Raw genomic sequence first — 24389 nt, 5'->3', positions numbered from 1 at the left:
AGGCCTTATGAACAAGCAATTTACTGTTTATGAGCATGAAAAATTGTATTTGGGCGAAAATGGCTTGACGAAAAAGCAGTTGGAGCAACTACAAGTTTTTCATGAGCGGGGCGGACATCCTTATTTTTCTTTGGGCCATAAATATGTCAAGTTTTGCGAGCAGGTAGGTGTTTTGCAACTGGCTGATTTTAGCATTGAAATTTTGCCCAAGGCCGATAAATCAGCGGATAAAAATCACTGGCGAAAAATGTTGATTGATATTTTGCGTGCTGTGGATAGTTTGCCCATTCAAACGCCCAGCAGCAGCCAGTTGAAACTCAAACCCAATGCAATTTTATCGCTTTACTTTGATTTATATATCAAAGAGTTGCAGTATTTATTGCATAGAGGATTGATTAAGCGCTACAAAAAAGTGGAGCGAAATCAAACGGCATTAAAAGGGAAGTTAATTTTTGCCAAGCAGCTTCAAAAAAATATTTGTCAGCAGCAGCGCTTTTATGTTCGCCACAGTCAATATAATAAGGAGCATTTTATTCATCAGATTTTGTACAAAGCCTTGATTTTATTGAGTAAAGTTAATCGAGAGGCAAATTTGAAGAGTAAAATTGGCTCGCTATTGCTTGATTTTCCGCCCATGCCCGATCTTTTTATTTCGGAGGCCAGTTTTCAAAAATTTTCTTTTCATCGCAACAATGAGCATTATCGGCGGGCGCTGGCCATTGCGCGGCTATTATTATTGCATTATCATCCAGATTTGCAGCGGGGACAGCAAGAAGTTTTGGCCCTGATGTTTGATATGAATGCTCTTTGGGAGCGCTTTATTTTTAAGAGTTTAAAAAAACAATTGGGTCCTACTGATCACATTTGGGCCGAGCCGCGAAAAAAGTTTTGGCAATTTTCGGATCAAAATTCATCCGTTTACATGAAGCCCGACATTATTTTGCAGCTCAACAACAAAAAGTATGTTTTAGACTGCAAATGGAAGCGATTGGAGCAATCCAAACCTTCTCCGCATGATTTGCGGCAACTTTATGTCTATCTAGATTATTATGAGGGCCAAAAAGCGGCTTTAATTCACCCCAATGGAGTTTCAAAATTAGGTTTTTTTCAGTCACAGAAAAAATCGGCTGCAAAAGACTGTAGTATTTTAGGCGTTTCTATTCCCCACGATAAAAATATAAGGGCTTGGCAGCAAGAAATATTTAGGCAGGTGAAAAACTGGGCGGAGGAATAATTTTTTGATTTTTTGGGGCCTGCGCTGCGGCTTCGCCTTGCGCCGCTGCGGTCCGCAGCTCGCAGGTCTGCTCGGCCCTGCGCAAAAAAACAAGTTTTTTGCTTGGTCTGCGGCTTCGCCGCACTGCTCCCCATCGGTTACTCCCTTTGGTCGTCGAACTGCGCCCTAAAGGGCTTGTTGTGGCCGCTCATCGGTCTTTTTCTCTGGGCTTTTTTCTTCGGCCCTTAAATTCCCCTTTCAATTAGCGGCTTTCAATTAGCAATGGGGTTAAAAAACAATAGAATTTTTTCTTCGGCGGAAAAACTAATGGATCCAAAACCATCAAGAAAAAAACAACCGCCCCAAAAAAGCGAACAAGGACTTTAGTCCGCTCTTTGCTCAAGTCTACAAGCCTAGGCTTCAGCCCAGGGCAGAAACAATAGCAATTGTTTTTATCCCTGAATTTTTTAGGGCCATGGGCTAAAGCCCATGGTTGCGGGTTTATGCAAACTGGCGGGCTGAAGCCCTTGTTTGCTGAAAAATGGGAAAGGATTTTAGTTTAATTTTCATGGGCCGATGGTTTCAACCATCGGCTCATTTTTTTGGATGTAGAATGTCTTCCCTTTTTGCTGTGGGTTTTAACCCACAGGTCCAAAAAAATTTCAAACAACAACCACCCCAACCACAACCCCAAAAAAAATCCCCTCGCAGGAGGGGATGACAATTTTTTCCTTAGCCTAGGGCCTTGGCCCTGGGGTTCCTATGAAATTTATGGGGCAGAAATAATAGCAATTGTTTTTACCCCTGAATTTTTTTGTGGAGTTGTTTTTTATGGCCATGGGCTGGAAAATGGGAAACATTTTAGCTCCAAGAAAAAAACAAAACCAAAACCGCCGAAGAAAAAAGCCCAAAGAAAAAAAATAGATGAGCGGCTGAGGGATAGATAGCAGTGGCCGCAGGCCAGACCCAGTTTTTTTGAGCGCAGCGAAAAAAAACGCAGGGCCGAGCGAACAGCGAGCTGCGACATAGCCCGACCCAAGCGAAGCGCAGGGGCAGCCCCAAAAAAAGAAATCCTAAAAAAGGGCAGTGATTTGCCAAATTGTTTATTCTCGCTTAGTTTGGAGAAACGTTTAAAAAAAGAACTCATGAAAGAACAAAAATTAACGATTGTCGCTCAACTAGAAGTGAAGGCCGAAAAAGTTGAATTTATTAAGGAAGAATTATTTAAATTGGTAAAAGCCACTCGATTGGAGGAAGGTTGTATCGTTTATGACTTAAATCAGGATTTTAAAGATCCGAATTCATTTTTAATTTATGAGCTTTGGGAAAGTCGCGCACTTTGGGAGCAGCATATGCAAAGCGAACATTTGTTGGCCTATCGAGAAGCTGCTGCGGATGCGCTTGTTCAGTTTTCTGTGCAAGAAATGCAGGGCTTGGAACCATAAACAAAACTAAATGCACAGCCTTTATTTAAGTAAACGCAAAGACAAAATTATTTTGGCCAGCAAACCTTTTGCGGCTGGGGGAGAAGGGCAGTTGTTTAAAATTAGAACGCCAAAAATTTATCAGGATCGGGTAGCAAAAATTTATCATCCGCATAAATTGACGGAAGAAAAAATAGCCAAGCTCAGGCTTTTATTAAAAGATCCCTTGGCGCATTATCGGCCAGAGGAGCAGCCGAGTTTTGTTTGGCCCGAAGATATTATAGAAAATGAGCGGGGCGAGGCCATTGGTTTTATTATGCGAATGGTTAGTGGAAAAAAGCTAGAGCTCTTTTGTTTGCCCACTTTGCCCAAAAAAATGCGTGAAGAATGGGGCCGTTTTGCTTTATCGGCTAAAATGGGCCGAGAATTTCGCTTGCGCATTGCCTTTAACCTAGCCAATGCGCTTTATCGTTTGCAGCAATCGGAAAAATATGTTTTGGTCGATTTTAAGCCCGAAAATGTTTTGTTGCAAAGCGATGGGCAAATTTCTATTGTGGATGTAGACTCGCTGCAAATTTCGGAAAATGGAAAATTGCGCTTTAAAGCGGCGGTAACTACGCCAGAATATGCCGCAGCAGAATATTATCGGCGACCAAGAAGTAATTATTTTTCTCCAAGTTGGGATAATTTTGCCTTGGCCGTTATTATTTACAAATTATTATTGGGCATTCATCCTTTTGCGGCCTCGGCCAAGGGGAAATGGGAAAACCTAGCGAGTTTGCATCAAAAAATTGAGGCCGGCTTATTTGTTCATCATCCCAAGGCGGATCAACTTTTTTCATCTGTTCCGCCACCGCATCAAAATTATCATAGCTTTTCGGCAGAGTTTCGAAATTTGTTTCAGTTAGCTTTTGTAGAGGGACATAAATCGCCCGAACTTCGCCCTAATGCAGAGAAATGGTGTTGGATAATCTTGCAAGAAATGCAAGATGGAAAATTGCGGACTGCTTTTGAGAAAAAAATGAGCGCGCAGACTTTTGCCGCCTATCGCTTGCCTCCTTTAGAACGTATTATGCCCAATTTAAATCAGTATGCAAGCGGAGAGTTGTCTTTATCGCCGACTTTGCGCATGGCTATAGATTGGAAAACGCCCATTCATTTTAAGCAGTTTTTGGAGGCCGATCCAGCAAAGAAGTACTCTGCTGTTAGTGAAGTTTGGCTGTTGAATATTTTGATTGGTCTATTTATTACGTTTTCTCTTCGCATGCTGTTGATTTTCATCAGTTCCTCTTTTGCGAGTTGGTTAGAAGAGATGGGGCAAAATCGGCTTGCTTTTTTGATCTTCTTATTTTTTGTGGCCTGGTCCATTATTTCTCTGTTGATTGGGGGACTATTTGGGGGGGCTTATCCGCGTCAAAAATTACAAAATAGCATACACGATCTTATTCAAAGTTTGGAGCATCGAGAAAAACAAATGCTTAGAGAGCAGGAGGTTTTGCAAGAAAATATTAAAAAAAGCATGCAAAAGCATCGGCTAAGTTGGCAAAAGAAGTTTGGAGTGGCTCTATTGGATTGGGAAGCAAAGGAAGAGGCCTTAGCTGCAACTTACCAAGAACTACTGACCGCAGAAAAGGAGTTTGAAACTGCGGCTAAAAAAGAAGTGGTCCATTTAATTCAGGCGGTACATCCGGCCTTGCAAAATGTTCGGACTCTTTGGCGGGCGGAAGAAATTTTGGATAAAAAAGAACAGCAGGCTGTTTTGGCCCAAAAAAATAATCCAGAGGAAAAAGGACGCATTAAAAAACAGTTTGCTGCTTATCGAGCGGCTTTAAAAAAGGTTAATCTCAAGCTGCAAGAAAAAATGAAGGCCTATAAATTATCGCAAGAAGAGCGTTATGAGGAATTTCGCGATCGGATGCAGCTTGAATATGAGGAAGAAGAGCAAAAAATGAAAGCCCTTTATAGAGAGACTTATGCCGACATTTGGAAAAAAGAGGAGCGTTTTCATCGAAAAAGTTTAGCCTTATGGTCGCCAGCAGCCTTAGAAGAAATTGATTCGGATATAGTTAAGGCCAAAAAACTAAAGGATAAATTGACAAGATGGTAGTGATCTCTGTTTTTTTGGGGCCTGCGCTGCGGCTTCGCCTTGCGCCGCTACGGTCCGCAGCTCGCAGGTCTGCTCGGCCCTGCGCAAAAAAACAAGTTTTTTGCTTGGTCTGCGGCTTCGCCGCACTGCTCCCCATCGCTAGGCCAAAAGGCTCGCTTCGCTCTCCTTTTTTGCACAACCTTAGTTTTTTCTCTGGGCTTTTTTCTTCGGCGGTTAAATTCCCCTTTCAAATAGCGGCTTTCAATTAGCAATGGGGTAAAAAAACAAGGACAAAAATTTCTCTTGGGAAAAAACTAGCCAAATGGCGATGAATAATTTTCTACCACAATTTTTTCTGCGGCATTTCATGGGCCGATGGTTTCAACCATCGGCTCATTTTTTTGGATGTAGAACGGCCCTCCTTTTTGCTGTGGGTTTTAACCCACTGGTCTAGAAAACCATCAAGAAAACACCCCTTTCAAATAGTGGCTTTCAATTAGCAATGGGGTAAAAAAACAAGGACAAAAATTTCTCTTGGGAAAAAACTGGCCTAATGGCGATGAATAATTTTCTACCACAATTTTTTCTGCGGCATTTCATGAGCCGATGGTTTTAACCATCGGCTCATTTTTTTTGGATGTAGAACGGCCCTTTTTTTTGCTGTGGGTTTTAACCCACTGTTTCAAAAAAAAAACCGCAAAACCGCCGAAGAAAAACAATGGCCTGAAAAAATTAGATGAGCGGCTGAGGGATAGATAGCAGTGGCCGCAGGCCAGACCCAGTTTTTTTGAGCGCAGCGAAAAAAAACGCAGGGCCGAGCGAACAGCGAGCTGCGCCATAGCCCGACCCAAGCGAAGCGCAGGGGCAGCCCCAAAAAAAAAGAAAAAAAATCTAGCAATTTAGATAGAGTGGATAGTTGAGCTACACTTTTGTGAACTAATCATTTTAAATAAAAAAATATCATGAGAGGATTTTTCTTACTTATCTTTTTAGCCATTGGTTTTATGGGCCAGGCACAATCTTTAGCTCAATTAGATCAGAAAAAAGGCTTTAAGGAGTTTCAGCTGGGGGACAGCTACACAAAATGGAGCGATGCCTTAAGTTATAAAGGCAGTTATAGCGATGGGGCAAAAGAATATTTATATACGGGGGCCTGCTGCCAACAACTATTTAATTATGAGCTAGATCGGATTTTGCTCCGATTTTATGAAGGAAAGTTGGTGGGCATCCATTTGAGAACCGAAAAAACGCAGGAAAGCTATGAAGTAAGCGGAAAATATACGAACTGGCAAATTGATGACTTAGAAAATTTGGTCGGTTTATTTTCCAATTTATTTGGCAAACCCTCAGATGTGGGCAAAAATGAAGATGGCGTCTCTTTTTTTTGGCAAGGAAAAAAAGTGTTGCTGGTAGCGACTTATAAATATCTAGGCGTTTCTTATGGCGATCGCCTTGAGGTTAAGGTTTTAGATGACCCATATTTTAGAGGATTTTTGGGGAATGGGTTTTAGAAAACAAAATGGGCTAGCAAGAAGGTTTTGCTAGCCCGGTTTTTTATAGCTGGAAACAATGCCATGTTTTTATTGGATAAGACGCATTTTTAAGCAGTTTTTTTTGGTAGTGTTGGTCGCTGGTGGTATTATTGGGGGATTAGTTAACTAAAAACTTGGAACATGAAAAAAATTGTCATTAGAAATATTCGGCACATCAAGGAATTGGAGTTTGAAATTCCTACTAAAGCGGGAGTTTATGTTTTAGCAGGAGGAAATGGTGCTGGTAAAACAACCTTATTAACAACACTGCATAAGATTGTTGATAAAGATGCCTTTAAAAGGCTATTTATAAATACAAATGAGGAGGAAACTTCTTTTGCAGGAGAAGTAGAGTATACTGTTGGAAAAGAGAAAAAAACGTATAGAAATGGAGGTGCACGCTGGACTCCAAAACCTAAAAAAGGAGTAAATGAATTTTTTAAAAAATTTGGATTTTCAGCAACAGATTTTTTATCGGCAGCTGGAGATGGTCGGCGCTTTTTTTCTCAAAAGGGAGATATCCCAACCAAATCTTTTTTTAAAGCAGAACCAGAGGAGTTTCAACAGCAATTAAATGAATTGTTAGAGACTAATAAATTTAGCGACTTGATGTCGGCTAAACTTAAATTTAGAGGTAAAATACCTGCAAAAGAACAACGAAATAGAAAAGTATATGCAATTAAAAACAGAAATACTTTTTATACAGAACGTAATTTTTCTTTAGGGGAGTTACTTGTTTTGAATACTATTGCAGTGATTGAAGATATAGAGGAAAACTCTATGTTGGTTATTGATGAGGTCGAAATGGCTTTACATCCTCGTTTGCAAATGAGATTGTATAAATACCTAGAACAAAAGGCCAAAGAAAAAAATCTTGTCATTTTGTTATCTACCCACTCTAGTAGCTTGATAAAAATAGCGAAGAATATTTACTACTTAGAAAATGATGGTAGCGGAAAAATTGAAGTTTTAAAAGGTGTTTGCCCAACTTATGTATTGAAAGAAGTTGCTATTGAAGAGGATGAACATCCTGAACAAGTGTTTTTTGTGGAGGATGTCATGGCTAGAAAACTACTAGAAGCTACTCTTGATTATTATTTTAATCTAACAGGTTTAGTGCGCCCAACTTATAAAGTTCTACCTATTGGAGGCTACACCAATATTTTAAACTTTGCAGAGCATGTTGAAGGATATTTGTTTGATGAAAAAATTGGGCAACATATTTTCTTTGACGAGGATGTAAAGGATGCGCTAAAGAAAATTAAGGAAAAGAAAAGTCTAGAAAAGGGAGAGGAGAAATTGTTAAAACAGTTTAAAAACAAGAAAAAAACAATTAATTATCTTCCGATAACTCCTGAGCATGGGCTTTGGAATTATTTGAAGTCAGGAGCTGCTGATGATAACTTTAAAGAGCAATATGGACTGCGGCTAAAAGATTTAGTGGAGAAGATAGAACAGCAAATACCACCTACTGCAGATGCAACAATAAACAATAGTGATAACCGAAATAAAGCCAAAAAACAGCTAGCTAGTTTATTAGAAAAAGTAGCCACGAAAAAATCTATACAAGAAGATGCTGTATTGGACACTCTTTTTCAGTTTTATGTTGAGTCTTATTATAGTGAAGCTCAACATAAGAATAGTTTAAAAACAACCTTTGGGAAAATTTTCCCGAAAAAGACAAAACGAAATTAGAGCTGATACAGCTCTCAACCCCCACCAGGCTAGCGAACCCTCGCTAGCCTATTTTTTTTTCTACTCCATAAACCGCCCAACAAAGTCCTCCAGCTCTTCTCTTATGCCCTGGGCAATTTTATTTCGCTCTAATAATTTAGGTTTTTCTTTTCGGCTGGCGAGTAATTGATCGCTAGAGGGCATTTTCTGGCTATACAAATAGTTTTTGACCAGCTGCTCAAATTTTTCTTGGTCCAAATCATATTGCTGACAAATCGCCTGAAAACTAGCGGCTTGTTCCTTGCGCATGAATTCTTCAAAGGCATCGGGAATATCATCGGCCTCTTCGATCTTTGGCAGGTTGTCCCGAATAAATTTCTCAATTAAATCTTTTTTGCTGCGCAAACTGACTTCTGCCTGCAGCTGCTGAAGCAGCCGCTCAATGGCCAAGCTTCTTTTTTCTGCCGAAGCTGAAGCAGCCTTTTGCAAAAGCTGCAAAATATAAACGACATTGATTTCATCGCGCTGAATCAATTCCAACTCAAAATCAACCTCTTCTAAAACAGAAGTTTTATTGAGCTTCCGATTTTGCCGAACTTTTTCATAGAGGTCCAAATATTTCGATTTATAATCCGCAAACTCCTGCTCTTGCATGGCCGTTTGCTCCAAATCAAAATCGACAAAGGCCGAAAGCATGTTCTGCAAACGAATTAACTCCCGAAAACCCTGCACAAAAGCCAGCTCTTCCTCTTCCGAAGGTAAAAAATCTACCGAATCGACTGTAGGGACCAATTTTTTTAAGGCCATGATTTTCTCGTCAAATTTTTCTCGCTGTTCTTCATAACTGGGACTATAAGCCAGCTCCGGAGCGTCTTTGTCCGAATATAAAAGAAGCGCATCATCGGTGGCCTGCTTCAAGTTGCGAAAACAAACAATATTTCCCTGCGATTTTTCACTGCCCATCAAACGATTGGTCCGAGAAAAAGCCTGAATCAAACCATGATAGCGCAAATTTTTATCTACATATAAGGTATTGAGCCGCGGACTGTCAAATCCAGTCAAAAACATATTGACCACCAATAAAATATCGATTTGTCCATCGCGCAGCCGTTTTGCAATGTCTTTATAATAATTGTCAAAAGATTGACTGCTCTGGCTGTTGTAGTTCGCATTAAAACTCGCATTATAATCCATCATCGCTTCTTCTAAACGATCTCGACTATGCGCCCGATAAGTATAGCCATCCTGAGTTTCATCCTGCCCTTCTGGCGATTCATTGCTCCCATAACTAAAAATGCAAGCAATATTTAAGTCATGCGCGCCCTCGGCTTTTTTTCGCTTGAAAATTTCATAGTACTTATTTAAAACGGGAATGCTGGGCAGACAAAAAATGGCATTGTACTTTTTATTTTTGGTCTTAATCGGGTGGTACTTAATAATATAGTCGACAATTTTTTCCAAGCGATATTCATGCTCTAGCAATTCTTGGCGATCAATATCCTCTACTTCAATGTCAATTTCATTGGCCGTGGCCGTTTTTTTATAGCGCCCCACATATTCCACCAAAAAACGAAGCACATTTTCATCTCGAATAGCATCCGTGATGATGTATCTATGCAAACATTCATCAAAAAGACTTTTTGTGCTTTGTTTGCCCCATTTGGTATCCATGGCGTTTTTTGCCTGAATGGGCGTGCCGGTAAAGCCAAAAAGCTGCACCTTTTTAAAAAAGTCCTTGATTCGGCGATGGCTTTCTCCAAATTGCGAACGATGGCACTCATCAAAAATGAAAACCATTTCTTCCTCTTGTAAGGGCAGGAGTTTTTCTCGCTTCTTTTCTTTATGAATGACGGAATTTAGCTTCTGAATGGTCGTGACAATCAATTTGTCTCGGCCCAAAAAACGTTGAATTAGTTGCTTGCTATTTTCTGTAGCCGACACACAATCTTTAGAAAAACTATCAAACTCTTTGATCGTCTGATAATCTAAATCTTTGCGATCTACAACAAAAACAACTTTTTTCACTTTGGGCAGCTCTTGCAAAAGTTGGCTACTTTTAAAAGAGGTCAATGTTTTTCCCGAGCCTGTTGTGTGCCAGATATATCCATTGCCCCCATTATTTTTCACTCGATTTAGAATAGCTTCTGTAGCATGGCACTGATAAGGTCGCATCACTAAAATCCGCTTATTTGCTTCAGAGAGCACCATATAGCGGCTAATCATTTTAAAAAGCTGAGGCGGAGCCAAAAAATGCTGCGCAAATTCTTCTAAGCGACTAATTTTCTGGTTTTCTTTATTGGCCCAATAAAAGGTCTGCTTAAAATTGAGCTCGCCTGTTTTATTGTTCGCAAAATATTTAGTGTTTACGCCATTCGAAATCACAAAAAGTTGTGTGTAAGAGAACAAAGCTTGGCCCATCAAAAAAGATTGATGGCTATAACGATGAATCTGATTAAAGGCTTCTTTCATCTCGATGCCTCGCCGTTTTAATTCAATATGCAGCAAGGGCAGCCCATTAATCAAAATATTCAGGTCATAAATATTTTTATAGCGCCCATCCATCCGCATTTGTCGAATCAATTGGAATTTATTTTCTGCCCAATTTTTTTGATCCCACAAACTCAAATAGATCGTTTCTTGATCATCTTTTTGTAATTCCAGTTTTTTGGCCCGCAAGCGTTTTGAGCGCTCAAAAATACTTCCCTGATTCAATTGCAGGAGCAAACGTTGCATTTCTGTTTCCGACAAAGAAATTCCATTGAGGCGCTCCAATTGCCGCTTAAAATTGGCTACTAAATCACTTTCTTCCTTAATGGGCAGGTATTCATAGCCCAGGCCAATTAGTTGCTCTACCAATTCATTCTCTAGTATTTGTTCTGTTTGCGTCGTCATTTGTCTTTTTATTAGATTTTTTTGGGGCCTGCGCTAAATTTATGAGGGTTTCAACCCTCATTCATAGATCATCGCAAAGCGATACCATTTTTGCGGTGGGTTTTAACCTACCGAAAAAGGCCTATTAGATCGCTAGGCCAAGGACCGCTGAGCAAAATAGATTGCTTTTTGGCTTGGGTCTTATCTTTTGCTTGTTTAAAAGTAAAGAAAAAAAATAAAGTTGGAGAAAAAGAGATTTATTTTCTCGCCTAGTTTTTGGCTCTCTTTTGAAAAAAGGCAAACTATTTTTTTGGACCAAAAAAAGGGCGGCAAAAAACAAGTCGTTTTTTGCCGCCCTCACTAATTGAAAGCCGCTAATTGAAAGGGGAGGAGCAGCGCTAAAAATAGTTGGGACTAAAAAAAGCTCTCGCTTCGCATAAACTAGAAAAAATGCGCCTAAAAAGCTAATAAATTCACCCTCAGCATAAAAAACTAAATATTATTGCGTTAATAACTTGCATACACAAAAGTTTATCTATAACTTTATCTAACAACAAAAACGAAAGACTATGCAGCTCGACCAAAAACTTCAGGACTATAAGCTCAGCAAAAAAATGCTCAAGGCATTTTACGGCATTTCTTATCCTACTTTGCGCAAGCGTTTGCGGGCGGCGGGTTTGGAGGAGTTTATTGGCCGCAGAAAATTTTTGTTTGCAGAGTTTCTCCTCATTTTTAAGGCTTTGGGCCAACCTCAAGAAATTATGCGGGAGCTGCAAGAATTGGCCTATTTATATGAGCAACTTTTGGCGCTGGGCCTATTGCAGGGACAATCTCAAAAAGAGCTGCCCCAAAAAGCAAATATAAAAGAGGAAGCGATGAATAACTTTAGTTTATCGACTTATGAGGGACCGCTAGCCCTGCTCAATAAATTTATTGGCCTTTATTACCGTCTATATTTAGCTGGTCTAGCTGCTTTATATCCTAAAAAAGAGGAAGAGGGCCAAAAAACATTGGCCATGGCCGCCTAAATAACGGGCAGGCAAAAAAAAATTATTTTTTTTTGGGCTTTGATGCAATTATTTTGTTGAGCCCTCAGTTATATACTTGAATCGCAACAAAAAATGATTTTTAGTTTGTAGATGGCTCAGAGCTGTGTTCCTCGCACAGCATTATTTTTACCCTGAGATATAACATATACCACTATTTTAAAGCAGAAAATATTAGCCATCAACATAAAAAATAATTTTTTTGGCTTTTGATGCAATTATTTTGTTGAGACCTCAGTTATATACTTGAGTCACAACGAAAAATGACTTTTAGTTTGTAGATGGCCCAGAGCTGTGTTTATCGCACAGCATTATTTTGGCCCCACTATATAACGTATAATACATTTAGAAAAAGTTCTTATTGAATCATATAGTAATCCTCGTAGCGAGAGCTACAATTATTTTACCTTTAAACCTATAAAATTATGGTTTATGATTTTTCTGTCATCACGACTACTGATGAGTGTGATGAATTGGAAGCCCAGCTTCAAACTGAATTGGATGCTGTAAACTATCGTTTGCAGGGCCGCATTTTGCGCCGCGAAAAAAACAGCGACAAGGCCGTCAACCTCAAAGTAGATGAGCAAAGCTTGTTGAACGAGCAGCAAATGTTGGATAACTTTCTGCCCACGCTTCAGGCGGGTACTCCCCAGCATGAAGAAATGAGCGACCGCAAAACCACTGTAGATTATCGCCTCTTCAAGGTGCGCGATCAGATGGAGCGCTTTGGTCCCGTTGCCCAACTTATGTTGGATAGCAATATTGATCAGCTCAGCCGCAGTCAAACTTCTTTGCAAGATATGATTGCTCAAGTGCAAGCGCATCGCCTTACGCTTTAGTCCATTTCTTACTGATTTACTGCCGAGGCAGTAATTTTAAAAGCAGCCCGAAAGGGCTGCTTTTTTTTTGGCCAAAAAATATTTTTCAATTAGCGGTGTTTTGATAAATATTGAATAACTTTGTTTTTTTTACAAAAAAAAAGATATGAAACAAGGGGAAAAAGTTTTAATGTGGGTGGACACATCTGGATCAATGTTAGACTGCTTTGATAAAGTTGATGCTATTATTGCGGAAATAAGAAAGCATAGGGATTTAGTTGTAAAGACAAAGAACGGGGACAATATCATTGAAATTTCAAAGTTGAAAGGTTTTAATAAGAGAAAAAACTATCGTGGAGATATAGATTTAGCAATGATTCCAGATAGCGATTATAGCGAATATAGCCATGTGATACTAATTACAGATATTGAAAATAAATATAGTTCAGAAGAAATTTTTAATATTAAAGGTGATAGTTTTGATGAAAGTAAAGTTTATTCATATTTAAATATGGAAAACAAGAGAATATACTCACGAAAACTTGTAATATACCTTGTGTCGTTGGTTTTTCTCGTTACTCTATATTTTGTATTCTTTAGTAATAATAAAAATAGTATAAAAGTAGATAAGGGTGATTATTTAATTAAAGATAGTTTAAAAACTTTAGACGATTTAAAAGACTCTATAGATATAGAGCTTCAAAGTAAGTTAAAGAGGGCACAGGACGAATGGAACAGTTCAAAAAATGGTGAAATAATAACTTTAAATTATGATAGTAAAGTTATTATTGATTCGATAGGTAGACCTTCTTTAAGAATAAAAGCAACACTTGATTATCAAAAGGAAGAGTATGATGAATATATAGTTAATTATCCTTCGGGGGTATTTACGGTCCCTGAAAAAATGGTAGTAGTGATTAATAGAGTAAGGAAAGATATTGATAGCGAGTTTAGTAAGTATAAAGAAATAGATTTATTTGAAGTTACTTTAATAGGTTCTGCAGATGCTGTACCCTTTTCAAAACGATATCTCTATAATAAAGCGGATATAGATGCAGTTAAGTTTTATGACACTACAAAGGACCTTGTAAAAAGCATGGAATTAAAAAAAGGTGATTTCTATACAGGAAATGATACGTTAGCTTTTTTAAGACTGAGGGATATTGAAGAAACTTTAATAGCAGATCCTAAATTTAAAATAGCTCAAATATATAGAAGGATAGAAACTAGAGATACCACTAATGAAGTGGGGGAATTTTATAGACGAGTTCAAATCCAGTTTAATATAGAAGGTAATAGGACGCCTCGAGGTTAACAAAAAAATCAGCCCTCTCAAGAGAGGGCTGATTTTTTTAGATTGAGGATGGTCTTTCTTTTTGCTCAGAGATGAATTGTTTCATAGATTAACACAAAAATTAGGGGATTTATTTTTAGGAAAAAGAAGATTTCAACTAAACTTGTTGAATCATAAACAAGAATTCAATTAAGAAGAGAATAATTGGGTCTAAGGGGATTTAAATGAAGATGCCTGTAGTAAGCAATTTGTGTAATTGTAGGTTGGGTAGGGCCTTGTCGCATAAATCGTAATTTACTGATTAGCAGCAACTTCTAGCTTGACGGCATTAAGCTCATTTAAAATTTGAATACGCATCAGCACTTCTTGTTTCTGCATTTTGAAGCTGATCGAAGAGAGCCGTTCAGAGAAAAAGTGCTTGAGTCGCATCATTGCCGTTTCGCTTAAATTTCGACGATGATAGCCTAAATCTTGTTTCCAAGCAGCCGCTCCTAACTCCCAGATATATAAAATATCATCATTGCGATAACTATCGACTAGCTCTCCATTTTTTCCTTTTTTTAGGCGAGCATTTTTACGTGGGGGAATCAATGGAACCGCCCCAGCATCACAAATTGCTTCTCGACATTTTGTTTGGTCATAGGCGCCATCTGCATAAACTTGCTTAATATTAAATGGCTTCAATTTTTTTATCATTTTGAGGAGTTGAGAAGCATCGGTTTTTTGCTCTGTGGTAATCTCTACAACCAGGATTTCTCCTGTTTTGTCATTTACGGCCAAATGTACTTTAATCCAGCCAGAACGGTACTTTTCGGTATGTTTTATTCTCCGCCATTCTCCCTGTCCTTTTATTTTTAGTCCTGTACTATCTATTGCTATAGACAGCTCGTCATCCGTTTTTTTAGGCTTAATATTCAGCTTTAGTTTTTTGACTCTACGGCATATTTGGCTGTAAGATATTGGATTGACATCCAAATTATATTCGGAAACAACGCATTTTAGAATACCTTCTAATTGTCGGTATCCAAACGAAAAAAGCACTTTTAAGCGGAATAAATAGCGAATAAATTCATCAGAAATTGTTTTAGGTCTGCCGCGTTTTGGGCGCTTAGCGATGAAGTTTTTGCTTGCCAAAGGCGGGAACCAAACATTAAAAATAAACTCCCCTTGGGCGGTATAAAATCTGTTGGTTAGTGCGTAATTCTGTAAGGTTTTTTCTACATTTGTCATGGGACAGCTCGAGGTTTTATTGTTCGTCGAAAAAACTTAAATCTACGGGGCTTGTCCCTTTTTTTATGCCTAATTCGCAAGGTTTTTTGTAATTAACTGATTTGAAGGGTTTTATTTATGCAACAAGGCCGTTGGGTAGGATAAATATTACGATAATAATAATTTAGAGCTAATGAATCGAAGTAAAAATTTCTTAAAAAGGAAAAAATTGTTTGATAAATTTTCAAACCAACTTCATCTATTGAAAGAGAATGGTCTTATAAATATTGATCTAAAATATGATAAAACCTATATATGTCCACTATGTGTAAGGCAGTTTAATGAAGATGATTTAATGTCAAAAAATAAAAACTTTTTGACAGAAGAAGATGCTCCTCCAAATAAGCTAAAAGGGACACGAATAGCTTTAACCTGTAAAGAATGCAACTCAACAGCAGGGCATCAAATTGATGCAGACCTCATACATGCCCTTAGAAATTTAGATGATGTTTTTTCTTTAAGAAATGAATCTCAACATAGAAAAATTCAATTTGAGAGTGGGCTTATTTCGGGAAAATTTACACCTAAAAGTAATGGTTTGATTGAGGTCCAACATTCACTCAATAACAACAACCCTAGTTTATTAAGCAAATATTTGGATTCATTGAAAAATAATTCTGTAGGACAAAAACTGAGTATTACTCCAAAATACGGAAAGATAAATATTGAATCTATAGACAGAGCATTATTAAAAACTTCCTATATTTTAACTTTTGCAAAATTTGGGTACATATTTTTATTGGATAAATATTATGATTTGTATAGAGAACAAATTATGGACATCAATTCAAAATACAAGAAGGAGATATTTGTTAGAAATCAATTCTCTCGTGATAGTATAGGGACTTACTATGTAATTAACCCTGGTATAAAATCTATTTTTAACATTTTTTCTCTTAAAACAAGTTATTCAGAAACACTAATTGGTTCTATCATCCCTATTCCAGGAATAACCCCTGAACAAATTCATAAAAATCTAGTGAGTAACGGATTTAGTACTAGAGAAAAAGGAAAGGTTAAGACCAACCTTAATACTACTAAGTATGATCCTAATGCAGATTTGTTTTATGATATAAATGAGATTAAAAAAATAGTTCAATGGCTGAGGAAATGTGAAGCTTGAAATTAGCCTCCCTTTTACTGTGGGTTTCTAAAACAACCAAGAAAACACCCCTTTCAAATAGCGGCTTTCAAATAGGCTCAAGCCTAAAAACAACAAAATAAAAAGAGGCCCTCTTTAGAGGGCTGACAAAAAAACTTAGCCTGGGGGCTTGTCCCTAGGCGATGAATGGATTTTTTTACTGCAATTTTTTCCTCGAGGAAAAAACTAATGGATCCAAAACCACCAAGAAAAAAAACAACCGCCCAAACCACCCACAAAAAAAATCCCCTCGAATGAGGGGATGATAATTTTTTCCTTAGCCTAGGGCCTTGGCCCTAGGGTTCCTATGAAATTTATGGAGGATGAAAAACACCCCTTTCAAATAGCGGCTTTCAATTAGGCTCAAGCCTAAAAAACAACAAAATAAAAAGAGGCCCTCTTTAGAGGGTTGATAAAAAAACTTAGCCTGGGGGCTTGTCCCTAGGCGATGAATGGATTTTTCTACCACAATTTTTTCTGCGGCATTTCATGGGCCGATGGTTTCAACCATCGGCTCATTTTGTTGGATGTAAAATGGCCCTCTTTTTTGCTCTGGGTTTTAACCCACTGGTCCAAAAGCACTAAGAAAAAAAACAACCGCCCAAAAAAAGCGAACAAGGACTTTAGTCCGCTAGTTCGCTCAAGTCAGCAACCCTGGGCTTCAGCCCAGGGTAGAAATAATAGCAATTGTTTTTATTCCTGAATTATTTTAGGGCCATGGGCTGAAGCCCATGGTTGTGGGTCTATGCAAACTGGCGGGCTGAAGCCCTTGTTTGCTGGAAAATGGAAAAAATTAGCTTCAAGAAAAACAACCACCAAACCACAACCGCAAAGAAAAATCCCCTCGCATGAGGGGATGATAATTTTTTGGCTAGCCTAGGGCCTTGGCCCTAGGGTTCCTATGAAATTTATGTGGGATGAAAAACACCCCTTTCAATTAGCGGCTTTCAATTAAGCTCAAGCCTAAAAAATAACAAAATAAAAAGAGGCCCTCTTTAGCGGGCTGATAAAAAAACTTAGCCTGGGGGCTTGTCCCTAGGCGATGAACGGATTTTTTCCCCACAATTTTTTCCACTGCACTTTATGGGCCGATGGTTTCAACCATCGGCTCATTTTGTTTGGATGTAGAACGGCCCTCTTTGTTGCTGTGGGTTTTAACCCACTGGTCCAAAACCATCAAGAAAAAAAACAACCGCCCTAAAAAAGCGAACAAGGACTTTAGTCCGCCAGTTCGCTCAAGTCTACAACCCTGGGCTTCAGCCCAGGGGAGAAATAATAGCAATTGTTTTTATCCCTGAATTATTTTCTGGGGTTGTTTTACGGCCATGGGCTAAAGCCCATGGTTGATTGTCTATGCAAAGAGCGGGCTGAAGCCCTTGTTTGCTGGAAAATGGGAAAAAATTGGCTCCAAGAAACAAAACAACAACCGCAAAACCGCCGAAGAAAAAAGCCCAAAGAAAAAAAATAGATGAGCGGCTGAGGGATAGATAGCAGTGGCCGCAGGCCAGACCCAGTTTTTTTGAGCGCAGCGAAAAAAAACGCAGGGCCGAGCAGACCTGCGAGCTGCGACATAGCCCGACCCAAGCGAAGCGCAGGGGCAGCCCCAAAAAACTAAACCAATAATTCTTGCAATAATCCTTTCTTCCAACTTTCTAATTGCGCTACCGATTGCTCCACCAATTTGATCCGATCATCTATAGCCTCCAAAAATTCCGCAATCTTTTTTTGCTCCGCTATGGATGGGAGAGGGATTTTGATTGCAGAAAATGCAGAATAGCTTATTTGTTTGCCATCGCGAATACCGATTACCGCACTACTTAGTCTTCTGATAAATCGTTCTTTTTTAAAGTAGTGTTTGAAAAAATTACTATCGATAGCAACCTTAGGTTTAAGTATGGTATAAGCTGGGCTGCAAATTCCTTTTACATCAGAATGTTCCAATCCACCTTGAAATGAGCGAAGACTAATAACAAAATCACCTGGTTCTACAATTTTATAGGACTGGACACTAGCCTGAGATGTATGAATAGTTTTTTCTAGACTATCTCGCAAAACAACTCCTTGGTCTTGAGTAACGGCTACAATAGGAAGCTCGCCATTATGATTTTTATTACTATGGTTTTTAAAAATATTTTTAGCCGCAACCCACTCCCAAGCAGGAAACTCCCCGCCCGCATCAGGCTGAAAACGTTTTTGCCCAGAAAATAATTGCTGCATCATGCCCCGCTTGTATTCTTGCAGCAACGCTAAACGCTGCTTTTTTTGCCCCAAATAGGCATCAAGCGTACTGAAAAAATCAGCAATTTTTTCTTGCTCCGCTAAAGAGGGGAGATGGAGTTGGATGCTACCTAATCGTTTTGTAGATATTCCTAATACTTTTGTTCCTTGGGCTTCAATTTTTATTTGATATCGAATAGATTCCGACTGCATAAAAATTCCACCAAAACCACTAGCAATTAGTTTTTTGTTTGGTCTTGCAAGAAAGGTATGTAATCCAGATAAAACTTTGGTGTTGCCAATATTACATATCTCTGTAGCTTTTCCAATATCATCATAATTCTCAGAAGCATCTGCGATAGCTAAATCTTGATTTTGACAGTAGTTGTCTGCTCCTATTTTAGATAAATCAATACTTGTCTTAACAAATGGGAGTTTTTCTTTAGAAATATCTAATAGCGCTGAAAATTTAGTATGAATATCACCGTAATGAATATTTTTGACAACTCCATGATGACTATTGAGCATAGCTCTTGAAAAAGAGTTTGTTTTTTTAAATTGATAGGCTGCATTAAAGGTAACCTCTTCCCAATCCCCATCAAACTGAGGGAATCGAAGTTTAGGCTGTTTATTTTTTTGTTTCATTTTGCTTTAGGCTAAAAGGGTGTTGGAATATTTAGGCTTTGGCAAAAGGCCTGCAATTTATTTTCGCTTTCTTTTTCGGCTGCGCCCAAATTTTTGAGCGCCAGGGCAACGGCTTCCAGATCAACAGCTTCTTCTTCTTCAAAAGTATCGACATAGCGAGGGATATTGAGATTGTAATCATTCTCTGCAATTTCCTCTAGGCTGGCCAAATAACTAAATTTGTCGCTTTCCTTTTTTTCCTGATAATGGCTAATAATGCGTTCTACATCCTCATCGCGCAAATTATTTTGGTTTTTCCCTTTTTCAAAATGGGCCGAAGCATCCATAAATAAAATGGGGGCATTTTTTTCTCGATCTTTTCGGAAAACCAAAATACAGGTAGGAATAGAGGTGCCATAAAAAATATTGGCTGGCAAACCGATCACGGCATCCAAAAAGTTTTGTTCCAAAATAAATTTTCGGATATGGCCTTCTGCGGCTCCTCTAAACAAAACGCCATGGGGCAAAACCACCGCCATTCGGCCTTGCTCATCCAAATGATGGAGCATATGTTGGACAAAGGCAAAATCGGCTTTAGATTTTGGGGCCAATTTTCCGTAGGCAGAAAAACGCTCATCATTATGATAAGTCGCATTATGTTCCCATTTGGCAGAAAAAGGAGGATTGGCAACAATCGCCTCAAATTTTTTGTCCAAATGTTGGGGGCGGGCTAAGGTATCATCTTGCGCAATAGAAAAATGATCGGGCTTTTGGCCGTGCAACAACATATTCATGCGGGCCAAGTTATAAGTTGTTCTATTGAGCTCTTGACCAAAAACATCGGGCGAATTTGCCTCCGCATCTTTTTTCAGTTCTCGAACAACCCGCAATAAAAGCGAACCCGATCCGCAACTGGGGTCATAAACAGAGCGCAATCTTTTGCGTTCGCCCACAACTAGCCGCGCCAAAATTTTAGATACTTGTTGGGGCGTATAAAATTCGCCTGCTTTTTTGCCTGCACCGCTGGCAAACTGTCCAATCAAATACTCATAGGCATCGCCCAAAACATCATTTTCGCTATCTTCTAGCTTAAAATCAATTTTTTGCAATTCTTTTAAGATGTTGCTAATTAAAGCGTTGCGTTCATCGGGATTGCGGCCCAATTTTGTAGAATTTAAATCTACATCCTCAAAAAGTCCGGCAAAAGCTTTTTCATTATCGGTGCCCAAGCTACTATTTTCAATCAAGCTAAAGGCTTCTTGCAATTTTTCAATGATAAAGCCATCATGCTGCGCCAACTGCTTAAATAATAATTGGGGACTAAGAAAAAAGCCATGATTTTCAACGGCAGAAGTTTTAATGGCGGCTAAAATTTCTTGATCTTTTTCTTCCTGCAACTCATCGTATTTCATTTTATACTCGCCCGCCAACAAAGCATTGCCATAATGCTCCACTTGCTCAGAAAGGAACTTAAAAAAGATAAAGCCGAGCATATAGTCTCTAAATTCATCGGCATGCATTCGTCCCCGAAGCAAATCCGCAATATTCCAGAGTCTTTGCTCCAATTGTTTTTTTTGATTATCCTGTTCACTCATGATATCTAGATTTTGGGCGGAAGATAAGGAGTTGCTAGAAGAAAATCAGTTTTATTTTGGAGTTGATTTTTTTTGGGGCCTCCGCCTCGCTTCGCTCGTCGGCGCTACGGTCCGCAGCTCGCAGGTCTGCTCGGCCCTGCGCAAAAAAACAAGTTTTTTGCTTGGTCTGCGGCTGCGCCGCACTGCTCCCCATCGCTAGGCCAAAAGGCTCGCTTCGCTCTCCTTTTTTGCACAACCTTAGTTTTTTCTCTGGGCTTTTTTCTTCGGCGGTTAAACTACCCTTTTCAAATAGCGGCTTTCAATTAGGCTCAAGCCTAAAAAACAACAAAATAAAAAGAGGCCCTCTTTAGCGGGCTGATAAAAAAACTTAGCCTAGGGGCTTGTCCCTAGGCGATGAATGGATTTTTTCCCCACAATTTTTTCTGCGGCATTTCATGGGCCGATGGTTTCAACCATCGGCTCATTTTTTTGGATGTAGAATGTCTTCCCTTTTTGCTGTGGGTTTTAACCCACTGGTCCAAAAAAACTTCAAAAAACAACCACCAAACCACAACCGCAAAAAAAATCCCCTCGCATGAGGGGATGACAATTTTTTCCTTAGCCTAGGGCCTTGGCCCTGGGGTTCCTATGAAATTTATGGGGCAGAAATAATAGCAATTATTTTTATTCCTGAATTTTTTTGTGGAATTATTTTATGGTCATGGGCTGAAGCCCATGGTTGCAGGTCTATGCAAACTGGCGGGCTGAAGCCCTTGTTTGCTGGAAAATGGGAAAGGATTGTATTCTATTTTTTATGGGCCGATGGTTTTAACCATCGGCTCATTTTGTAGGATGTAGAATGTCTTCCCTTTTTGCTGTGGGTTTTAACCAACAGGTCTAGAAAACCATCAAGAAAACACCCCTTTCAATTAGCGGCTTTCAATTAGCGCTGGGGTAAAAAAACAATAGAATTTTCCCTCGGCAAAAAAACCGTTGTAATTATTTTTCTTCTAGGGCCTGTTTTTGAATCAAAATTTGTTTTTTCTGATCTTGCAGCTCATCTAGTTCTTCTAAAAAGTCATTTAAAGCTAAATCTTTAAATTTAGCTTGCGTTTCAATTTCTTTTTGAGCAGAGCGCAGGTAAATGGCTCTATCTTTTTGGTATTGCTGCTGCTTTTCTTTTTTCCAATTGGCTACATCTTGAAGTAGTTGAGCGTATTTTTCTTGCATTTTATGAAAATAGGCCAAATCGCTTCTTTCTTTTTCTTGCAATAATTCTTGTAGCCTAGTTTTTAGTGTTTCTCTTTGAGTGGGGGAGAGCATTGCGTTTTTTTCAAGAGCTGTAATTTTTTTGCTGAGGTCCGAGAGGCTGCTTATCTGTTTTAGCTTTGGAAAATCGGCACTAATTTGTTCAAGCAAATGATTTGAGCTTCTATTTTGGGCCTGCGCAGCATCTTCTTGAAGTGCATCATAGCGTTTTTCGAGATCTTCATTACTTTCTAGCGCTTTATTTTTCCAGTGGGCAAAAAAGCGCTCTTCTTTTCCTTTCTGATTTTGCAGTAGTTGTTGCAAATTTGCTTCTAATCCGGTATAAGCTTGTTGTAGGCGGCTCATTTGGAGATTATAATCTTCTATCAGGCTATTTACATGAGTGGAAGAATGGGAACTTCGTTTTTGTCTGCTAATGAGCTCTAAGAGGTAGCCTACAAAGTAAAAAATTGCAATTAGAGCGTTTGCAGGCAAATAATCTTTAAAAATGGACCAAAAAATAGTGTATTCCCCCTCAATATAATTCGCCATACTCAGGTCCAACATATCAAAAGCATTTATGGTCCAAACTGTTAGCGTAATCATTTTCAAAAAGACAGCTAAACTATCTAAAGAGAAAAAATGACCTTCTTCTTGTTTAGAAAATAGTTTAGCTACGCCAAAAGTACTCAGCGTCCAGATACTCCAATAAAAGGGAGCATACATATATAGTATGGAGTGAATGTAGAGGGTTTTTACTCCGCCCCAAATAAGTAGAGCGATTGCTCCAAGTCGACCAGCAATTTGCAAGAAGTTATTAAAAGGAGGGGCAATTTGTTTTGATTTTTTCCAATGCGCTCCGAGCATCCATAAAGTTAGGGCGCCGGGAAAATACCAAAAGAAAGAAAGCCAGCCATCTGTGGACATAAAGAAAAAAAAAGCACTAACAAAAAGTAGAATGTAAGCGGCTATATAGATAAAAAAGCCTAGAGCAGCCAAACAGCCTTGATTTTCCTCGATTTGTTTTTCGGCCAAAAAATTATTTTTGAGCGCCATTAGCTCTCTTGCCGCATTGGGCAATACTTCTTCGATTTCTACCTCTTGAGGTTGAAAAGCGGTAAAAATTTGTGTTTTATCAGCTAACTGCAAAGCTTTGCTTCGTTCTAATATTTTTTGCTCTTCAAAAGAGATAATGAGTGTCCAGCCACCAATTGCTTGAAGTAATTGGTAGCAAAAATCTTCCGGACTCGCTCTTTTTTCTGGCTGATCTAGCCCTGCCACAAAAGTTTTGGCGAATAAATTTTGCAGCCCCTGCGGAAGTTCATGGTATTTTTTGTGGGGTGGCGGCAAAAATTGCAGCCATTCTTTAGCTTTTGGATGATGCACATATAATTTGGCCTCAATTTTTTCATGCAAACTGACGCGCTTGGCATATTCTCCTTTGGCCGAGGCGGCAAAGGGATGAATTCCTAAAAATAATTTATAGAGGATAACGGCCAGGGCAAAATTATCCCAACTAGCTTCAAAGCGTTTTATTTTTGGCGATTGATAATATTCGGGGGCAGAATATTCGGGGGTAGCTACGGCGGCCTTAAAAAACTGCTCGCCATCAGAAATTTGCAGCGAATCCACGTCCACAATAGCGATTTGTCCATTGGGTTGGACCAAAATATTTTCGGCTTTTAGATCGACCAGTACATATTTTTTTTTCGCCTGCAGTTGTCGAATTGCATTAGCCAAATTAAAGGCAATTTTTAAGCGAAGTTTTTGGTTGCCTTCCTGATCAAAAGCCAAGCGTTTCCAGGCCCCGTCAATTTTTTTGGGCAATTTGGGTAAGCAAAGTAATTCTAATTTTTTTCCTTGGGCTAGCGGCATCATGACGCCAATTTGCTCCTCTTTTTCATTTTGCAAAATGGCTTGGGGCCAAATAAAACTGGGCGCAAATCCTTCTTCTCCTTGGCCCAAAGGATCTTTTATCAAGAGCTCCAATTTGGCCAATTTTTCGGCTGTCCTTTTATGCGGATGATAAATTTTTGCTACCCGATCACTATACTTTTCTGGCGATAAAATGCGAAACAAGCTGCCTTCGCCACCCGAGGCAAAAGCTTCAGGGGCCAAAGAGAGGGCTTCTTTGGTCTCGCTCAAAAAAAGAGTGATTTTTTGTTCGGGGCTGTTCTTTTCTTCCATAATCTTGCAGTTGGGGCAAGATAATGAACTTTAGGAAAAAATAATTTTTTGCCTTGGCAAACTGCTTTTGATTTTTTTTGGGCCCGCGGCCAGCTTTGCTGGCCGCCGGTTACTCCCTTTGGTCGTCGAACTGCGCCCTAAAGGGCTTGTTGTCGGTCCGCAGCTCGCAGG

15 protein-coding genes are annotated in these 24389 nt (G+C 39.1%); 10 read left to right on the top strand and 5 right to left on the bottom strand.

What is annotated here, in order from left to right:
- Positions 1-7: 7 nt before the first annotated feature.
- The 6 genes from OP864_RS01065 to OP864_RS01040 all read left to right on the top strand — a co-directional run bounded on the left by OP864_RS01065 (position 8) and on the right by OP864_RS01040 (position 7950).
- Entirely contained in the window at positions 8-1234 is a 1227-nt protein-coding gene (locus OP864_RS01065) for an McrC family protein (RefSeq protein ID WP_270099475.1), read from the top strand.
- A 581-nt stretch (positions 1235-1815) separates the two neighbouring features.
- Positions 1816-2160 carry a hypothetical protein gene (locus OP864_RS01060; RefSeq protein ID WP_270099474.1) on the top strand — a complete coding sequence of 115 codons (345 nt, stop codon included), beginning with the start codon at positions 1816-1818 and terminating at the stop codon, positions 2158-2160.
- A gap of 198 nt (positions 2161-2358) precedes the next feature.
- Positions 2359-2658, top strand: coding sequence for a putative quinol monooxygenase (locus tag OP864_RS01055; protein WP_270099473.1), 300 nt, complete (start codon positions 2359-2361; stop codon positions 2656-2658).
- Positions 2659-2668: 10 nt separating this feature from the next.
- Complete coding sequence (locus OP864_RS01050) at positions 2669-4744, top strand: protein kinase domain-containing protein (protein ID WP_270099472.1); 2076 nt, start codon at positions 2669-2671, stop codon at positions 4742-4744.
- 941 nt (positions 4745-5685) lie between these two features.
- A complete protein-coding gene (locus OP864_RS01045) occupies positions 5686-6234 on the top strand; it encodes a hypothetical protein (RefSeq protein WP_270099471.1) in 549 nt (182 codons plus the stop codon).
- 162 nt (positions 6235-6396) lie between these two features.
- Positions 6397-7950 (top strand): ATP-dependent nuclease, encoded by a 1554-nt coding sequence (locus OP864_RS01040; protein ID WP_270099470.1) that lies wholly within the window; start codon positions 6397-6399, stop codon positions 7948-7950.
- Positions 7951-8010: 60 nt separating this feature from the next.
- Here the strand turns inward: OP864_RS01040 and OP864_RS01035 are convergent, their stop codons facing one another.
- Positions 8011-10821 (bottom strand): type I restriction endonuclease subunit R, encoded by a 2811-nt coding sequence (locus tag OP864_RS01035; RefSeq protein WP_270099469.1) that lies wholly within the window; start codon positions 10819-10821, stop codon positions 8011-8013.
- Between the two features lie 548 nt (positions 10822-11369).
- Here OP864_RS01035 and OP864_RS01030 point away from each other — a divergent pair.
- From OP864_RS01030 to OP864_RS01020, 3 genes are all read left to right on the top strand, one after another.
- Complete coding sequence (locus OP864_RS01030; protein ID WP_270099468.1) at positions 11370-11828, top strand: hypothetical protein; 459 nt, start codon at positions 11370-11372, stop codon at positions 11826-11828.
- A 443-nt stretch (positions 11829-12271) separates the two neighbouring features.
- Positions 12272-12685, top strand: a complete 414-nt coding sequence (locus tag OP864_RS01025; RefSeq protein WP_014373277.1) for a hypothetical protein — start codon at positions 12272-12274, stop codon at positions 12683-12685.
- Positions 12686-12830: 145 nt separating this feature from the next.
- The gene (locus tag OP864_RS01020; RefSeq protein WP_270099467.1) at positions 12831-13979 is read left to right on the top strand and encodes a hypothetical protein; all 1149 of its coding nucleotides are present in this window, start codon (positions 12831-12833) and stop codon (positions 13977-13979) included.
- Positions 13980-14252: 273 nt separating this feature from the next.
- On the opposite strand, the gene OP864_RS01015 is transcribed toward OP864_RS01020, so the two are convergent.
- The gene (locus OP864_RS01015; protein WP_270099466.1) at positions 14253-15188 is read right to left on the bottom strand and encodes an IS5 family transposase; all 936 of its coding nucleotides are present in this window, start codon (positions 15186-15188) and stop codon (positions 14253-14255) included.
- Between the two features lie 172 nt (positions 15189-15360).
- Here OP864_RS01015 and OP864_RS01010 point away from each other — a divergent pair, with 172 nt between their 5' ends.
- Positions 15361-16350 carry a hypothetical protein gene (locus tag OP864_RS01010; RefSeq protein WP_270099465.1) on the top strand — a complete coding sequence of 330 codons (990 nt, stop codon included), beginning with the start codon at positions 15361-15363 and terminating at the stop codon, positions 16348-16350.
- 1629 nt (positions 16351-17979) lie between these two features.
- On the opposite strand, the gene OP864_RS01005 is transcribed toward OP864_RS01010, so the two are convergent.
- From OP864_RS01005 to OP864_RS00995, 3 genes are all read right to left on the bottom strand, one after another.
- A complete protein-coding gene (locus tag OP864_RS01005) occupies positions 17980-19230 on the bottom strand; it encodes a restriction endonuclease subunit S (RefSeq protein ID WP_270099464.1) in 1251 nt (416 codons plus the stop codon).
- Between the two features lie 11 nt (positions 19231-19241).
- Positions 19242-20804, bottom strand: coding sequence for a type I restriction-modification system subunit M (locus OP864_RS01000; protein WP_270099463.1), 1563 nt, complete (start codon positions 20802-20804; stop codon positions 19242-19244).
- A gap of 978 nt (positions 20805-21782) precedes the next feature.
- Entirely contained in the window at positions 21783-24218 is a 2436-nt protein-coding gene (locus tag OP864_RS00995; RefSeq protein ID WP_270099462.1) for a protein kinase domain-containing protein, read from the bottom strand.
- Between the last annotated feature and the right edge of the window lie 171 nt (positions 24219-24389).

The organism is Saprospira grandis (genome assembly GCF_027594745.1).
Classification (GTDB): Bacteria; Bacteroidota; Bacteroidia; order Chitinophagales; family Saprospiraceae; genus Saprospira; species Saprospira grandis.
Note: the sequence above shows the minus strand (reverse complement) of the source record. Positions and strands in the feature narration are given on the sequence as shown.

What these genes read in the sequence shown, in the direction of transcription:
- OP864_RS01065 (WP_270099475.1), top strand. Translation starts at nt 8, where the DNA reads ATGAACAAGCAATTTACTGTTTATGAGCATGAAAAATTGTATTTGGGC.
- OP864_RS01055 (WP_270099473.1), top strand. Translation starts at nt 2,359, where the DNA reads ATGAAAGAACAAAAATTAACGATTGTCGCTCAACTAGAAGTGAAGGCC.
- OP864_RS01050 (WP_270099472.1), top strand. Translation starts at nt 2,669, where the DNA reads ATGCACAGCCTTTATTTAAGTAAACGCAAAGACAAAATTATTTTGGCC.
- OP864_RS01045 (WP_270099471.1), top strand. Translation starts at nt 5,686, where the DNA reads ATGAGAGGATTTTTCTTACTTATCTTTTTAGCCATTGGTTTTATGGGC.
- OP864_RS01040 (WP_270099470.1), top strand. Translation starts at nt 6,397, where the DNA reads ATGAAAAAAATTGTCATTAGAAATATTCGGCACATCAAGGAATTGGAG.
- OP864_RS01035 (WP_270099469.1), bottom strand. Translation starts at nt 10,821, where the DNA reads ATGACGACGCAAACAGAACAAATACTAGAGAATGAATTGGTAGAGCAA.
- OP864_RS01030 (WP_270099468.1), top strand. Translation starts at nt 11,370, where the DNA reads ATGCAGCTCGACCAAAAACTTCAGGACTATAAGCTCAGCAAAAAAATG.
- OP864_RS01025 (WP_014373277.1), top strand. Translation starts at nt 12,272, where the DNA reads ATGGTTTATGATTTTTCTGTCATCACGACTACTGATGAGTGTGATGAA.
- OP864_RS01020 (WP_270099467.1), top strand. Translation starts at nt 12,831, where the DNA reads ATGAAACAAGGGGAAAAAGTTTTAATGTGGGTGGACACATCTGGATCA.
- OP864_RS01015 (WP_270099466.1), bottom strand. Translation starts at nt 15,188, where the DNA reads ATGACAAATGTAGAAAAAACCTTACAGAATTACGCACTAACCAACAGA.
- OP864_RS01010 (WP_270099465.1), top strand. Translation starts at nt 15,361, where the DNA reads ATGAATCGAAGTAAAAATTTCTTAAAAAGGAAAAAATTGTTTGATAAA.
- OP864_RS01005 (WP_270099464.1), bottom strand. Translation starts at nt 19,230, where the DNA reads ATGAAACAAAAAAATAAACAGCCTAAACTTCGATTCCCTCAGTTTGAT.
- OP864_RS01000 (WP_270099463.1), bottom strand. Translation starts at nt 20,804, where the DNA reads ATGAGTGAACAGGATAATCAAAAAAAACAATTGGAGCAAAGACTCTGG.
- OP864_RS00995 (WP_270099462.1), bottom strand. Translation starts at nt 24,218, where the DNA reads ATGGAAGAAAAGAACAGCCCCGAACAAAAAATCACTCTTTTTTTGAGC.